The sequence below is a fragment of the Sphingobium sp. B10D7B genome, from assembly GCF_025961955.1.
Lineage (GTDB): Bacteria > Pseudomonadota > Alphaproteobacteria > Sphingomonadales > Sphingomonadaceae > Sphingobium.
Genome location: NZ_JAOQOQ010000001.1, coordinates 2,488,656 through 2,503,845, shown reverse-complemented (window position 1 = coordinate 2,503,845; position 15,190 = coordinate 2,488,656). Strand labels below are relative to the sequence as shown.

Genomic DNA, 15,190 nt, shown 5'->3' with positions numbered 1-15,190 from the left:
TACGCTCATCGCATATCGCGGCAACTGGTCTAAGGGGCAGGGCGCTATGTCGCAGTGCCTGCGAGCGCCTCAGGTCAGGCGCATTTGGCGCAGGTGCCCAGCACTTCGATAACGGGACGTTCGGTTGCGAACCCGTCTTCCCCGGCGATGCGGCGGACTTCGCTGGTCAGCCTGTCATTGTCGATATGCGTGGCCTCGCCGCAGGCCTTGCAGACCAGGAAGATGCAGTCGTGCAGGCAGCCGGGATGGGCGTTGGCGATATAGGCATTGGCGCTTTCCACCCGCTGGGCGAGGTTGGTCGCCACGAACAGGTCGAGAATGCGATAGATGCTGTTGGGCGCGACGCGCTTCCCCCGCTTCTGCGAGACCTTGTCTGCGATATCATAGGCAGAGGCCGGCTTTTCCTCGGCCGCGAGCACATCGAAAATGTCTCTGCGCATGTCCGTCCACTGCTCGCCCTTGGCTTCGAGCGTGGCGCGGGCCGCAGCCGAGAGCTTGATGCCCGTCGGCTCGGCATGGTTGTGAATATGATGGTCAGCGGTGGCCATGCTCACAATCTAAGCTCTGCTGGCCGACGCCACAAGCCTTGGCGAACGCGTGCGGCGCGCGACGGAGGCTACGCGGGATCGCAGTCCGGAATTTGCATGAAATCCGGCAGAATTGTCGAGAGCGTTTTTGCGAAAATTGACTTCATCCACTTATTGGCCGGCATCATCTCCTTGTTTATCGGCGATTTTTGGACTGGAAATATCTGCAAAGCACTGGTTTTAAAGCAGAAATAGGAATTCTGAAAATTGTGCCTAATTGGCAACACTCCGTTCGATTGCGTTATCGATGATATTATCCGCTTGAGTTTGTCCCGGATCGTCGCCTAGCCTATTAGTTAGCTTACTACGAGAGTGTGCCGACAAGGCTGTGTCAGCGACCTGACGATCCAGAATCGGGCTCCGGAAAGTGGGCGGGAGTGCAGTCGTCGGGAGGCGGCTGAGAAAAGGGAGAGGAAACTATGTCTGTAAAAATGGACTCGTTTTGCGTGCGCGCGGCATTGGCGTGCACGACGGCACTGACGGTTCTGTCCATGCCATCGGGCGCGATCGCGCAGCAGACCGATGGCGCTGACGAGCAATCCATCGTGGTCACCGGCTCGCGCATCGTTCGACGCGACTATGAAGCCAGCAGCCCGATCGTCACAGCGGGGCAGGAACTGCTCCAGAACAGCTCGACCGCCGCGCTTGAGACCAACCTGAACAAACTTCCCGCGTTTACGCCTGTGCAGACGCCGGCAATTGCCAGCGATATTCAGCCGACGGCAACCAGCACGCCGGGTGCGGCAACCGTTTCTCTCCGTAACTTGGGCACCAACCGCAACCTCGTCCTGGTCGATGGCCGTCGTGCCACGCCGGCCAACGCTTTGGGCGTCGTGGACATCAATACGATTCCAGCAGCGGCTATCGAGCGGGTCGAGATCATCACCGGCGGTGCTTCGGCGACCTATGGTGCGGACGCTGTTGGCGGTGTCGTCAACTTCATCCTCAAGAAGAACTTCCAGGGTCTTCAGTTCGATACCCAGATGGGCATCTCCCAGCGGGGCGACGGCCGTGAATTCTCGATCAGCGGGATCATGGGCGCGAACTTCGACGACGGCCGAGGCAACATCACCATTGGCCTGTCCATGAACGATCGCGAGAGCGCCCTGCGCCGCGACCGGCCCTGGTTCCGCAATGCCTGGAAAGACCCCCGTTTTACTGGCACTGAGTTCTTCCCCGACTTTTCGGGTTATCAGCCGATTGGCGGCAACAACCCCAATCAGGCACTGCTCAACAGTTGGTTCGGAACCACCGTCAACACTCAAGGACAAACAGTCCCGAATGTGGCGGCCGGAAGCCGGCTTTATTTCAATGACGACGGCACGGCCTTCACCGGCTTCTTCCAAAGCCCCACTGGCGGCGCGTCGCGCTTCAAAGGCGATCTGACGGGTCTCAAATGGAAGCGTCAGGGAGATGGCTCGCTCGGCCAGAACTTCCAGGACGAACTGCTGGTTCTGCCGCTCAACCGCTATAACCTCTACGCACGCGGCAATTACGAAATCAACGACTGGATCGGCGCCTTCGCCCAAGGCACGTTTACGCGCGTTCAGACTCACACGGTCCAGCAGCCTTCGCCTTCGGTGAATGGATGGTCCGCGCTGATCCCGGTGGATGGGCGAGCAATCCCAACGGAGTTGGCACAGGTACTCGCTTCGCGCGGTAACCCCACCGCCCCCTGGCAGCTTACCTACTATCTGAACTACGCCAATCGTGAAGCGCGCACCGATGTGTTCACCTACAATCTGGTGGCTGGCCTGGAGGGCAAGGTCCCCGGTACGGACTGGACCTGGGAGGCCTATGCGTCCCAAGGTGAATCCGAAACCAACGCCCTGATCACGGGGACGGCCTCGCTCGCCCGCTTCCGCGCTGTTATCCAGTCACCGAACTGGGGCGCCGGTTTCAAGTCGCAGGGCAACGCAGCCTTTGGCGGCTTCGGTGCGGCTTCAGCCACCTGCACGAGCGGCTTCAATCCGTTTGACCCCAATGCGCAGGTTTCGCAGGATTGTATCGACGCGATCCGGGCCGATCTCAAGAACCGCGCGGTCATGCAGCAGAGCGTGTTTGAAGCGAATGCTCAGGGCGGGCTATTCAACCTGCCAGCCGGTCAGGTTCGTGCGGCGGTCGGCGCGAGCCATCGTCAGAATCGCTATGAGTTCCAGAATGATACGCTGACCTCGCAGGGCACCTCCTTCCAGGATCAGGCGATCGGCATCTACCCGAGCGGCAACTCGCAGGGGCTCATCCGCGTGGACGAGTTCTACGGCGAGTTGCTCGTCCCGGTGCTTTCCGATCTGCCACTGATCCGCAAGCTGGACGTGACCGTGGGTGCGCGTAACTCGCACTACAACACGACAGGCAATGCCTTCACGTGGAAGGCGATGGCCGATTGGGAAGTCACCGACTTCCTCACGATTCGTGGCGGCTTCAACAAGGCCGTTCGCGCCCCGAACGTCGCCGAATTGTTCCTGGCACCGCAGCAGACCTTCACGGCTGCCGGTGGCGGCGATGTCTGCCGCCTCAATAACGGCCTAGCATGGTCGGCCAATACGGCGAAGAATTCGAATGCAGCGAATGTGCAGGCAGTCTGCCGAATCCTGATGGATCAGACGATTGCGGGGACGGCTAACACTTTCTACTCGGACCCGGCTTTCTACAATGCCCAGGGCCCGGCCTTTGCGTTCCCGACCCTCGTCGGCAACCCGTCTGTGCAGCCGGAAAAGGCCAAGACCTGGACTCTCGGCGCCGTGCTGCGGTCCACTGCGACCAGCGAGTTGCTGCGTCGTCTGCGGCTGACGGTCGATTACTATAACATCAAGGTCGACGACGCGATCGGCCCGCTCACCCTCGACACTGCGCAGCGCCAATGCTTCGATCCGGTCTTCAATCCGGCGATCGCCAACAATCCGACAGCCGCTGCGGCGACGGCAGCCTGCCAGGCTATCGGGCGCGTGGCCGGCGATGGTGCGTTGGGCAATGTGCAGGTCACTTACCTCAACAACGGACGTTTCCGCACCTCGGGTATCGACGTGCAGCTCGACTGGTCGGTCCCGGTGGGACCGGGCACGTTCAGCGTGAACTCCGTCTTCAACTATCTGCTCTCGCTGAAATCGGCGCCGTTGCCGGCATCGGCCGGTGCGGCCGGACAATTGGTTGAATATGCAGGCACGCTGGGCCCGGCAGGCAGCGCGGCGATTGCCGAAAACGGCCTCAATCCCGGTTCCTTCCGTTGGAAGATGCTGAACTCGTTCAGCTATGCGGTCGGGCCTGTCACGGTTGGGGTACAGTGGCAGCACCTGCCTGCCGCGAAGTCGATCACCTACACCTCCAACAACGCCACCACTTTTGTGGGGGCGCCCGCTTACGATCTGTTCAACCTGAACGGTTCGTTCGCCGTGACGCGGGACGCGACGCTGCGCTGGGGTGTGGACAATCTGTTCGACAAGGCGCCGCCGTTGCTCGAATACAACACGGGCGCAGCGCTCGGAAATGGCGTGGGTGCCAGCCCGTTCAACGCCTACTTCTATGATATGAATGGCCGCCGCTTCTATCTCGGCGCGTCGTTCAAATTCTGAGGATGACGGACTAAAAGGGGGAAAGAGGGGTCTGCCTGCCGGGCATTCCCCTCTTATCTTTGTTTCAGGACAAGGCCGGGGCCGGAGCGGGTCCGGCGAAGAGGAGAGTGGATTATGGTGTTGCGGTCGATCCGGCCTGTGCCGATTGCGGTGCTGACGATGCTTCTGGCGGCGTGCAGCGGCGTCGAGGGGAGCGAAACGTCTCTCGGCCCCGCCGCCATCGATCAGGCGCGGCTTGAGGCGGCTGGCAAGGATGACGACAACTGGCTCACCTACGGCCGCACCTATGATGAGCAGCGCTATTCGCGGCTCACCCAGATCAATGACGGCAATATCGGCGAGCTGAGCCTCGCCTGGGCGCTGGAGCTCGATACCGCACGCGGGCAGGAGGGCACGCCCATCGTGGTCGATGGCGTGATGTACACCTCCACCGCCTGGTCCAAGGTCGTCGCCATCGATGCCGCGACCGGCAAGCAGCTCTGGCAGTTCGATCCGGAAAATGAAGGCTCAAAAGCGGCGCACGCCTGTTGCGACGTCGTGAACCGCGGCGTCGCCGTGTGGAAGGGCCGCGTCTTCGTCGGCACCATCGACGGTCGGCTGATCGCCATCGACGCCAAGACCGGCCAGAAGGTCTGGGAGACCATCACGGTCGACCAGAAGAAGCCCTACACCATCACCATGGCCCCGCGCGTGGTGCGCGACAAGGTGATCATCGGTAATAGCGGCGCGGAACTGGGCGTGCGCGGCTATGTGTCGGCCTACGATACCAACACTGGCAAGCTCGTCTGGCGCTTCTACACGGTGCCCGGCAATCCGAAGGACGGACCGGATGGCGCTGCCTCCGACGCGATCCTGGAGAAGCTGGCCCGACCGACCTGGTATGGCGAGAATTACTGGAAGCTCGGCGGCGGCGGCACCGTGTGGGACAGCGTGGTCTACGATCAAGAGCTGAACCAGCTTCTTATCGGCGTCGGCAATGGCTCGCCCTGGAATCACAAATGGCGCAGCGCCGGCAAGGGGGACAATCTGTTCCTCTCCTCCATTCTCGCGCTCGACCCGGATACCGGCGCCTATAAGTGGCACTATCAGATCAATCCCGGCGAAACCTGGGATTACACCGCGACCCAGCAGATCATGCTCGCGGACCTGAAGATCGACGGGCGCGACCGCAAGGTGCTGATGCAGGCGCCGAAGAACGCGTTTTTCTATGTGATCGACCGGACGAACGGCAAGCTGATCTCCGCCAAGCCCTATGCGCGGCAGAACTGGGCTGAGGGCATCGACCTCAAGACCGGCCGGCCGATCGAGAAGCCCGGCGTGCGCTATGACAATGGGCCGGCGCTGGTCATCCCCTCGGGCATCGGCGCCCATGCCTGGATGCCGATGAGCTATTCGCCCAAGACCGGGCTGGTCTACATTCCTGCGATGGAGCATCCGCTGGTCTATGGCGATGCCGATCCGTTCGTCATCCATGAGGGGCGCTGGAATACGGCAGTGTCCTTCCTCGATCCGCCGGCGATGCCGGGTCTGCCCGATACCGTGGAAGGGCGCCGCAAGGCCCTCGAATCCATGGTGAAGGGCAAGCTCGTCGCTTATGATCCGGTGACGCAGAAGCCGCGCTGGGAAGTCGAGCGCGACTGGCCGTGGAACGGCGGCACGCTGGCGACCGCCGGCAACCTCGTCTTCCAGGGTACGCCGCATGGCGACTTCGAAGCGTTCAGCGCGGACAATGGCAAGAAGCTGTGGTCCTTCCAGACCCATCGCGGCGTGCTGGCCGGGCCGATCACCTATCGCGTGAATGGCGAGCAATATATTGCCGTCATGGCCGGCTATGGCGGCTCGATGGGCATGGCAAGCGGCACGCCGTTCATGAAGAACAAGATGCCCAACGGCCTCGTGCTGGCGTTCAAGATCAAGGGCAACGGCAAGCTGCCGCCCTACACGCCGATCCCGCAGCCCGAGCCGACGCCAAGCAATGAGACCTTCACGGCGGCGCAGATCGCGACTGGGCAGAAGGGCTTCTTCCAGTTCTGCCAAATCTGCCATGGCGGTCCGGTCAACCCGAACCTGCGGCGCTCGCCGCTGATTGCCGACAAGGATCTGTGGCAGCAGGTCGTGATCGGCGGCGCGCTGGCGCAGAATGGCATGGCGAGCTTTGCGGCCTATCTCAAGCCCGAGGAAGCCGAGGCCATCCGCGCCTATCTCAACCAGCAGGCAAAGGCGCTGCTTGCCGAAGAGAAAGCCAAGGCACGCTGATCAGACCTACCGCGCAACCGCATAATGCGTTGCGCGGTCGGCGGCGGTCGTGCAACTCCTGCTAACGCTATGGTCTAACGATCCGCCCGCAAGGGCGGGTCGCGCGTTGAGGAGAGAGTGATGCCGCCCAAATCCCTGTTTGCCCGCTGCCTGATGGCGGCGTCTCTGATGCTTCTCCCACTGACGGCCAGCCGGGCCGAGGTGAAGGTGGAGCACATCAAGGTCCACTCGCAGGCGGTGGAAGGCAATCTGGAAGGAAACAGCGCCGACCGCGACGTGATCGTCTTCCTCCCGGAGGATTATGCGACGAGCACCAAGCGCTATCCGGTCGTCTATTTCCTGCACGGCTTCATGGGATCGGCCGAGGGCTATGACAAATATATCGGCTTTGCCGACGCGCTGAACACCGCCGAGGCCAAGAACCGCCAGGCGATTTTGGTCGTGCCGGATTCCAACTCCCGCCATGGCGGCTCGATGTATTCCAGCTCACCGACCACGGGCAATTTCGAGCGCTTCATTGCGCAGGATCTCGTTGCCTATGTCGACAAGCACTATCGCACGCTCGCCAAGCAAGAGTCGCGCGGCCTGAGCGGCCACTCCATGGGCGGCTATGGGACGCTGCGCATTGCCATGAAATATCCCGGCGTGTTTTCGAGCATCTACGCGATGAGCGCCTGCTGCCTCTCCGCCCGGCCGGTGGACGCAGAGCGCAGCCAGCGCCTGGAAGGCATGAGCATGGATGACGCGCTGAAGGGCGACTTCGGCGTGCGGGCCGACTTCGCGGCGGCATCGGCCTGGTCGCCCGCGCCGGACAAGGCGCCCTTCTACCTCGACCTTGGCACGCAAAAGGGCGTCGTCCAGCCGCAGATCATCGCGCAATGGGCGGCCAATGCGCCGCTTGCCATGGCCCCGCAATATCTGCCGGCGCTCAAGAGCCTCAAGGCCATCGCGATTGACGTGGGGGACAAGGATACCCTCATCAAGGATAATGGCGATATGGCCAAGCTGCTCGACCGGATGGGCGTTGCGCATAGCTATACCGTCTATGAGGGCGACCATGGCAATCGCGTGCGCGAGCGCTTCCGGGCCTTCGTCCTGCCCTTCTTTGCCGAGCATCTCGCCAAGGATTGATCTCGCGAGAGGCGAGCGCGGCACCGCTCTGGCCACATGACGCCCTGCCCGGTTCGAGACCGGCAGGGCGTCGTGTGCGTTGGATGGTCGCGCCTGTCCTTTAGCCGACATGTTTTATGCCTAACTGTGTGACAGGCGCGCAGTTGACAGCGCAGAGATCGACAAAATCGATCTTTGCGTTGAGATTAATCAATTTTGCCTGATCAACAATGATGCCTATGTGCAAGGCGTCAATTCACCAAGAGGAGCAGACATGAGTCTCGTAAACACCCCGATCAAGCCGTTTTCCGCCACGGCCTTCAAGGAAGGCAAGTTCGTCGACGTGACTGAGGCGGACGTGAAGGGCAAGTGGGCCGTCTTCTTCTTCTACCCGGCTGACTTCACCTTCGTTTGCCCGACCGAACTTGAGGATCTGGCAGACATCTACCCGACGCTCCAGGGCATGGGCGTGGAAGTCTATTCGGTCTCCACCGACACGCACTTCTGCCACAAGGCCTGGCACGACACGTCGCCGGCCATCGGCAAGATCAGCTACTACATGCTGGGCGACCAGAACCACAGCATCTCGAACAATTTCGAGATCCTGCGCGAAGGCGTCGGCCTTGCTGACCGTGGCACCTTCGTCGTGGACCCCGAAGGCACGATCCAGCTGGTCGAGATCACGCCGGAAGGCGTCGGCCGCAACGCTGCCGAACTGCTCCGCAAGATCAAGGCGCTGCAATATTGGGCGAGCCACCCTGGCGAAGTCTGCCCCGCCAAGTGGGAAGAAGGCGAGAAGACCCTCGCACCTTCGCTCGACCTCGTCGGCAAGATCTAATCCTAACAACCCCTCCCCTTCAGGGGAGGGGCAAGGGGTGGGGGCGATGCGCAGCATCGCTCGCGCAGCGACAAGTCGCGGCCTCCAGCCCCACCCCAACCCCTCCCCTAAAGGGGAGGGGCTCTATCTCGACCAACCCCTCCCCTGAAGGGGAGGGGCTCTATCTCGAAAGGAGCCCTCTCATGCTCGACGCCGCCATCAAGAGCCAGTTGCAGGCCTATATGGCCAACATCAAGCAGCCGATCGAGCTGGTGCCGTCGCTGGACGATAGCGCCAAGGCGTCGGAGCTGCGGGGCCTCCTGGAAGACATTGCCGGGCTGAGCGATCTTGTGACCATTGCGGCCGATGAAGGCGACGCGCGCAAGCCAAGCTTCCTCATCCGCCGGGTCGGCACGGATATCGGCGTGCGTTTCGCCGGCATTCCGCTCGGGCACGAGTTCACCTCGCTGGTGCTGGCCCTGCTGCAGGTCGGTGGCCACCCGCCCAAGGTGAGCGATGACGTCATCGAGCAGGTCAAGGCGCTGGAGGGCGACTATCAGTTCGAGACCTATTTCTCGCTCTCCTGCCAGAACTGCCCGGACGTGGTGCAGGCGCTCAACCTGATGAGCGTGCTCAATCCGCGCATCCGCAACGTCTCCATCGATGGCGCGCTGTTCAAGGCGGAAGTCGATGAGCGCAAGGTGATGGCGGTGCCGAGCGTCTATCTGAATGGCGAGCCGTTCGCCTCCGGACGCATGGATATCGAGCAGATCCTCGCCAAGCTGGATACCGGCGCTGTGGCCCGCGCGGCCGAGAAGATCGCCGCCAAGGAGCCGTTCGACGTGCTCGTGGTCGGGGGCGGGCCGGCCGGTGCCGCCGCGGCCATCTATGCCGCGCGCAAGGGCATCCGCACGGGCGTCGTTGCCGAGCGGTTCGGCGGGCAGGTGCTGGATACCATGGGCATCGAGAACTTCATCTCCGTGCCGCACACCGAAGGGCCGAAGCTGGCTGCCGCGCTGGAGCAGCATGTGAAGGATTATGATGTCGACATCATGAACCTGCAGAAAGCCAGCAAGCTGGTGCCGGCCAAGGCGCCGGGCGGCCTCGCCGAAGTGCAGTTGGAGAGCGGCGCGACCCTCAAGGCCAAAGCGGTGATCCTCGCCACTGGCGCCCGCTGGAGGACGATGAACGTGCCCGGCGAGGATGAGTATCGCAACAAGGGCGTGGCCTATTGCCCGCACTGCGATGGCCCGCTGTTCAAGGGCAAGCGCGTCGCGGTGATCGGTGGTGGCAACAGCGGTGTGGAAGCGGCAATCGATCTGGCCGGCATCGTCAAGCATGTCACGCTGGTCGAGTTCGACAGCCAGTTGCGCGCCGATGCCGTGCTCCAGCGCAAGCTGCACAGCCTGCCCAATGTCACGGTGGTGACCTCCGCCCTGACGACGCAGGTGCATGGCGATGGCGAAAAGGTGGTGGGCCTGACCTATCGCGACCGCAACAGCGATGAATCGCATCTGGTCGAGCTGGAAGGCATTTTCGTCCAGATCGGTCTGGTGCCCAACACCGAATTCCTCACCGATGCGGTGGCGCTGAGCAATCGCGGTGAGATCGAGATCGATGCGCGGGCGCACACCTCGCAGCAGGGCATTTTCGCGGCGGGCGACTGCACCACCGTGCCCTACAAGCAGATCGTGATCGCGATGGGGCAGGGCTCCACCGCCGCGCTCTCCGCCTTCGATTATCTGATCCGCCTCGCGCCGGCAGAGGAGCAGGCGAAGGCGGCCTGAGCGCGGCGTATCGGTTAAGATTGGAAAGGGGCGTTCGGCACGGGCCGGGCGCCCCTTTCTTGTGGATGCGGTTGTCCCATGGCGGGTCGCAGCGTGCGCATATCCCGTTTGGGAGATGCCGGGCTCCCGACCTTCTGGCAGGCGCGGATTGTAGCGGCGGACGGACTATGCCTCCGCCGATCCATGTCTTTGCCAGGGGGTGCATCATGATAATTTCACGGACTTATTCCAGGGCCTTGCTGCTCGTTTCGGCAGCGGCGCTGTCACTCACCCTGTCTGCCTGCGGAGACGAAGGCGTGAACTCGACCCCGACGCCCACGCCTGCCCCCACGCCCACGCCTGCGCCGACACCCACGCCATCACCCACACCCACGCCGACCCCGACGCCAACCCCCACGCCGACTCCCACGCCTGCTGCGGGGCCGATCGCCAACATCGTCGCCGGGCCGGGCAGTAACGCGACACCGGCCGTGCAGGCCACCAATGGCGCCTCGTTCGATACCCAGACGTCGGGAACGATCAGCTTTCCGCTCAGCCAGCTTGCGGTGAATTTCGACGCACAGGGGAATCCCACCGCCGCGGCGACTGCCAACGCCAATGGCGTCACGATCAGCCGGGACTCATCGGGCCTGAAGTTCACCGTCAATGTCCCCGCGGCCGGGATCACCAATGTGGCCCTCGTCGAGGATTGCGACGATTGCTACTCGGCCAACCTCTCCAACGGTCGCAAACTGGAAGTCGTGCTCGATGGCGAGCTGGATAATGGCGATCTGAGCTATCTGCGCTTTGGCGAATGGGCGGTCTTTGGACAGAACGGCCAGCTTGGAACCTATGCGCCACTGATCGGCGGGTACGAAACGCCGAGCGCCGGCATGCCGACGAGCGGCACCGCCACCTATGCCGGCGAGGTGGAGGGTTATGTCAGCTTTGTGGATGGCAGTGCCCGCAATGTCGGCGAGCTGGAAGGCAATGCCGCGATCAGCGTGAACTTTGCCGCCAACAGCCTTACCGGCACCACGTCCAACATGCAGGTTGGCTATGAAAAGAATGGCAGCTGGCAGCAGGCGGCATGGAACGACGCCTCGTTCACGGCTTCGCTCTCCGGCAATGACTTCTCGGGCACCACGGCGGTGACCAGCGCACCGAGCGGGGCGGCATCCTTGCAGAGCGGCGCGGTCGGCACGATCGGCGGCAGCTTCTACGGGCCGGCAGCCGATGAGGTCGGCGCGATCTGGTCGCTCTCCGACGGCACGAACACGGCGCTCGGGACGATCGCCGGAATCAAGCAGTAACCCGAGGGGCGATCCGCTGCCCGCGCGTGGGGCGCAGAAAGCGTGGTGGGGGCAGCGGATCGAATGGGACGGCAGCACATGTCTGCAGTGGGAGCATTCATGCTGATGTCCCAGGTGGGGGCGATGGCGATGGCCGGGACACCAACGGCCATCGCCGCGCATCCCGATGCGGCGGCCAGCAGCGCGCCGGAAGCGGCAGCGCCAGCGGCGGCCGTGTCGGCGTCGGCAGAGGCCTATGCCGAACGGCTCGCGCGTGATCCGGCCAATCCCGAGCTGCGGTTTCGCCTCGGCATGGCGCTGATGGAAGCGGGGCGGACGCGCGAGGCGATCCGGCAGTTCCGACATTTGCTGGCCGATCAGCCGCAGGCCGTGCGTGTGCGGCTGGAGCTGGCGCGCGCTTATTATGTCGCCCGGGATTATGCCAATGCCGAGCGACAGTTCCGTCTGGCCGGCGCGGCCAATCTGCCCGCGATCGTCTCCGCCAATGTCGATCGCTACCTCAAGTCCATTCGCGAGATGCGATCCTGGTCGTTCAGCGCCTCCTTCGCGCTCGCGCCGGATACCAACATCAATGCGGCGACAGCGGCGGAGACGATCGAGCTCTACGGCCTGCCGTTTGACCTGTCGGAAGCCGCCCGCCGGTCGAGCGGGGTGGGGGTCTATGGGCAGATCGGCGCGGAGTGGGCGCCACGTCTGTCCGCGCGGGTTCGGCAGCGATTTGGCGCATCCCTCTCGCAGCGCGATTATCAGGGGCAGCAGTTCGACGACATGGTGCTGAGCGCCTATCTCGGCCCGCGCGTGACGCTGGGCCGGTTCGCGCTGGCCGCCGCCGGCACGGCCTCCCGCCGCTGGTATGGGGGGCAAACCTATAGCCGGATGCTCGGCGGTCAGGCCGACATCGCTTATTATCCGGGCACCCGGACGGCGATCAGCCTGCAAGCCAGCGCGAGCGACCTGCGCCATAAGGGCGCCACGCATCTGAATGGGGCGCTGCTCGGCCTGTCGCTGGGCGTCACGCGCTCGCTAGACAAACAGAGCCTCGGCAATTTGCGCGTCGGCATCAATCGTCACGATGCGGCCAACCGCGCTTTTGCCCAGACCTCCTACACGGCGGGCGCTATCTACGCGCGCGAATTGCCGATGGGCTTCTCGCTCTCGCTGCAGCCCGGTTTTTCTTACAGCCGCTTCGATGGCGTGTTTGCCGCGTTCGGCACGGCGCGGCGTGACACGAGCTACAGCCTTGGCGTGAGCGCGCTCAATCGCAAGGTGACGCTTGGCCGGTTTGCGCCGCGCGTGGGCGTCTCGCATACGATCAACGAGAGCAATATCGCGCTCTACGCCTACCGCCGCACCCGCTTCGACATCGGCGTGACGACGATTTTCTGATCCCGCGTGCGTGCGGTCTGCGCGCAAGGCGATCACGCTGCGCCGTGGCGTCCGCGTCGTGCCAATAGGCGAGGGGGCTTGTCGAGAGGACTGTCGCGTCGCCTGCAAGGGGTTGAAACCAAGCGGGTAGCCGATAAGTTTGGCCTCATGTGACGCGACACTGCGTTTTCCCAAGGATTGAGGTTTTCCGACAAATGCCTTCAAAGCATGTTCTTGCCCCGTTGAGCGCCGTCGCGCTCGCGCTGTCCACGCCGCTCGCCGCCCAAAAAGCGGAGACCATCACCGCGCCATGGACCGGCCCCTATGGCGGCGTGCCCGCATGGGACAAGGTGGACCCGGCGGCATTCCCTGCCGCGTTCGAGGCGGTGATGGCCTCGGTGAAGGCGCAGTTCGAGGGTGTGCTGGCCAGTAAGGCCGCCCCGACATTCGACAATACGGTCACCGCGCTTCAGAAGGAGACGCTGTCCGACCGGGTCATGCCGATCTGGGGCGTGTATGTCTCCAATCTCTCCAATGACGACATCCGCCGCATTCAGGGTGAGTGGAGCCCGAAGCTGAGCGCCTTCTTCAACGAACTGACGCTCGATCCGCGCTATTTCGCGCGGGTGAAGGCGCTCTACGACAAACGCGACACGCTGGGCCTTGATGCCAAGCAGATGCGGCTGCTGACCCGCACCTATGAGGATCTGGTCGCCAACGGCGCCATGCTGGATGCCGCGCAGAAAAAGGAGCTGATCGGCATCGAGACGGCGCTCGCGCAGGAGTTCAGCAGCTTCCAGAACAAGGTGCTGGCCGATGAGGAGAAGTTCATCACCTTCACCAGCGAGGCCGATCTCGCGGGTTTGCCGGCGGACTTCGTGGCGACGATGAAGTCCGCGGCGCAGGACAAGGGCGTGGATGGCTGGCTGCTGATCAACACCCGCTCCTATGTGCAGCCCTTCCTCGAAAGCTCAACGCGGCGCGACCTGCGCAAGAGCGTGTTCGAGGCGTTCGCCAATCGTGGCGACAATGGCGATGCCAATGACACCAATGCGACCATCGCGCGGATCGTGGCGCTGCGCGCCCAGCGGGCGAAGCTGCTCGGGTTCAAGACCCATGCCGAATACCGCATGCGCGACACCATGGCGCAAACGCCGGACAAGGCGATGGCGCTGATGATGAAGGTGTGGCCGGCGGCGGTCGCCCGCGTGCGCGAGGAAGTGGCGGACATGCAGAAGATCGCCGATGCGGAGGCAAAGGCCGGGCAGGGGCCGAAGATCACCATCGAGCCATGGGACTACCGCTTCTACGCCGAGAAGGTGCGCAAGGCGAAGTACGACCTCGATCAGAATGAAGTGAAGCCCTATTTCCAGCTCGACAAGATGGTCTCCGCCATGTTCGACATGGCGAACCGGCTCTACGGCTTCACCTTCACCGAGAATAGCGGCGCGGTGCCGGTCTTCCACCCCGATGTGCGGACCTTCGAGGTGACGCGCGGCGGCAAGGTCGTCGGGCTGTTCTACCTCGATACCTGGGCACGCAGCGGCAAGCGCTCCGGGGCGTGGATGACCACCTATAAGGGGCAGGATCATCTGAACGGCAATGAATATGTGCTGGCCTCCAACAATAACAATTTCGCCAAGGGCAGCGCCGGGGCGCCGACGACGATCAGCCTCGACGATGCGACCACGCTGTTCCATGAGTTCGGCCACGCGCTGCATTATCTGAGCTATGACATCACCTGGCCGGGGCTGGGCACGACGCCGCGCGACTTCGTGGAATATCCGAGCCAGGTTCATGAGAATTGGGTGCTGACACCCTATATTCTCGAGACCTATGCGCGTCATTTCCAGACGGGCGCGCCGATCCCCAAGGCTCTGGTCGACAAGATCAAGGCCAGCGATACCTTCAACCAGGGCTTTGCCACGGTCGAGTATCTCTCCTCGGCCATCGTGGACATGAAGCTGCACAATCGCCCCGACGCGCCGACCGATATCGATGCGTTCGAGCGCGAGACGCTGGCGGAAATCGGGATGCCCAAGGAGATGATCATGCGGCACCGCCTGCCGCAGTTCAATCACCTCTTCTCATCCGATGCCTATTCGGCCGGCTACTACAGCTATCTCTGGTCGGAGACGATGGACGCGGACACCTGGGCCGCCTTTGAGGAGACCGGCAATGTCTGGGACCCGGCGCTGGCCGCGCGCTTCAACAAGGCGCTGCTCTCGACCGGCAACGAGACCGACCGGGCCGAAGCCTATCGGGCATTCCGCGGCCGCGACCCGGATGTGAATGCACTGCTGCGCAAGCGTGGCTTCCCGGTTCCGGCGGAGTAATCGCGCAACAGGTCCGTCTGCTTTGCTTTTTGTTAGTGCGAAGGGTCCGCCTCGATTTGGAACGAATG

The 15,190-nt window shown here is 63.1% G+C and carries 9 protein-coding genes; 8 read left to right on the top strand and 1 reads right to left on the bottom strand.

What is annotated here, in order from left to right; translation table 11 throughout:
• Nucleotides 1–74: 74 nt before the first annotated feature.
• A complete protein-coding gene (locus tag M2331_RS11880) occupies nt 75–548 on the bottom strand; it encodes a Fur family transcriptional regulator (protein WP_181560468.1) in 474 nt (157 codons plus the stop codon).
• A 458-nt stretch (nt 549–1,006) separates the two neighbouring features.
• Between M2331_RS11880 and M2331_RS11870 the strand changes: the two genes are divergently transcribed.
• From M2331_RS11870 to M2331_RS11835, 8 genes are all read left to right on the top strand, one after another.
• Complete coding sequence (locus M2331_RS11870) at nt 1,007–4,159, top strand: TonB-dependent receptor domain-containing protein (RefSeq protein WP_319801502.1); 3,153 nt, start codon at nt 1,007–1,009, stop codon at nt 4,157–4,159.
• Nucleotides 4,160–4,273: 114 nt separating this feature from the next.
• A complete protein-coding gene (locus M2331_RS11865; RefSeq protein ID WP_181560467.1) occupies nt 4,274–6,415 on the top strand; it encodes a PQQ-dependent dehydrogenase, methanol/ethanol family in 2,142 nt (713 codons plus the stop codon).
• Between the two features lie 120 nt (nt 6,416–6,535).
• Complete coding sequence (locus tag M2331_RS11860) at nt 6,536–7,546, top strand: alpha/beta hydrolase (protein WP_181560466.1); 1,011 nt, start codon at nt 6,536–6,538, stop codon at nt 7,544–7,546.
• Nucleotides 7,547–7,799: 253 nt separating this feature from the next.
• Nucleotides 7,800–8,363, top strand: coding sequence for an alkyl hydroperoxide reductase subunit C (gene ahpC, locus M2331_RS11855; protein WP_181560465.1), 564 nt, complete (start codon nt 7,800–7,802; stop codon nt 8,361–8,363).
• A 182-nt stretch (nt 8,364–8,545) separates the two neighbouring features.
• Nucleotides 8,546–10,129 carry an alkyl hydroperoxide reductase subunit F gene (gene ahpF, locus M2331_RS11850; RefSeq protein WP_181560464.1) on the top strand — a complete coding sequence of 528 codons (1,584 nt, stop codon included), beginning with the start codon at nt 8,546–8,548 and terminating at the stop codon, nt 10,127–10,129.
• Between the two features lie 206 nt (nt 10,130–10,335).
• The gene (locus M2331_RS11845; RefSeq protein WP_181560463.1) at nt 10,336–11,421 is read left to right on the top strand and encodes a transferrin-binding protein-like solute binding protein; all 1,086 of its coding nucleotides are present in this window, start codon (nt 10,336–10,338) and stop codon (nt 11,419–11,421) included.
• Nucleotides 11,422–11,520: 99 nt separating this feature from the next.
• Complete coding sequence (locus M2331_RS11840; protein WP_181560462.1) at nt 11,521–12,807, top strand: porin family protein; 1,287 nt, start codon at nt 11,521–11,523, stop codon at nt 12,805–12,807.
• 221 nt (nt 12,808–13,028) lie between these two features.
• A complete protein-coding gene (locus M2331_RS11835) occupies nt 13,029–15,122 on the top strand; it encodes a M3 family metallopeptidase (RefSeq protein ID WP_264592373.1) in 2,094 nt (697 codons plus the stop codon).
• The last annotated feature ends 68 nt before the right edge of the window (nt 15,123–15,190 follow it).

Coding starts and splice junctions, on each gene's coding strand:
- M2331_RS11840 (WP_181560462.1), top strand. CDS start 11,521: ATGCTGATGTCCCAGGTGGGGGCGATGGCGATGGCCGGGACACCAACG.
- M2331_RS11865 (WP_181560467.1), top strand. CDS start 4,274: ATGGTGTTGCGGTCGATCCGGCCTGTGCCGATTGCGGTGCTGACGATG.
- M2331_RS11860 (WP_181560466.1), top strand. CDS start 6,536: ATGCCGCCCAAATCCCTGTTTGCCCGCTGCCTGATGGCGGCGTCTCTG.
- M2331_RS11880 (WP_181560468.1), bottom strand. CDS start 548: ATGGCCACCGCTGACCATCATATTCACAACCATGCCGAGCCGACGGGC.
- ahpC (WP_181560465.1), top strand. CDS start 7,800: ATGAGTCTCGTAAACACCCCGATCAAGCCGTTTTCCGCCACGGCCTTC.
- M2331_RS11845 (WP_181560463.1), top strand. CDS start 10,336: ATGATAATTTCACGGACTTATTCCAGGGCCTTGCTGCTCGTTTCGGCA.
- M2331_RS11870 (WP_319801502.1), top strand. CDS start 1,007: ATGTCTGTAAAAATGGACTCGTTTTGCGTGCGCGCGGCATTGGCGTGC.
- ahpF (WP_181560464.1), top strand. CDS start 8,546: ATGCTCGACGCCGCCATCAAGAGCCAGTTGCAGGCCTATATGGCCAAC.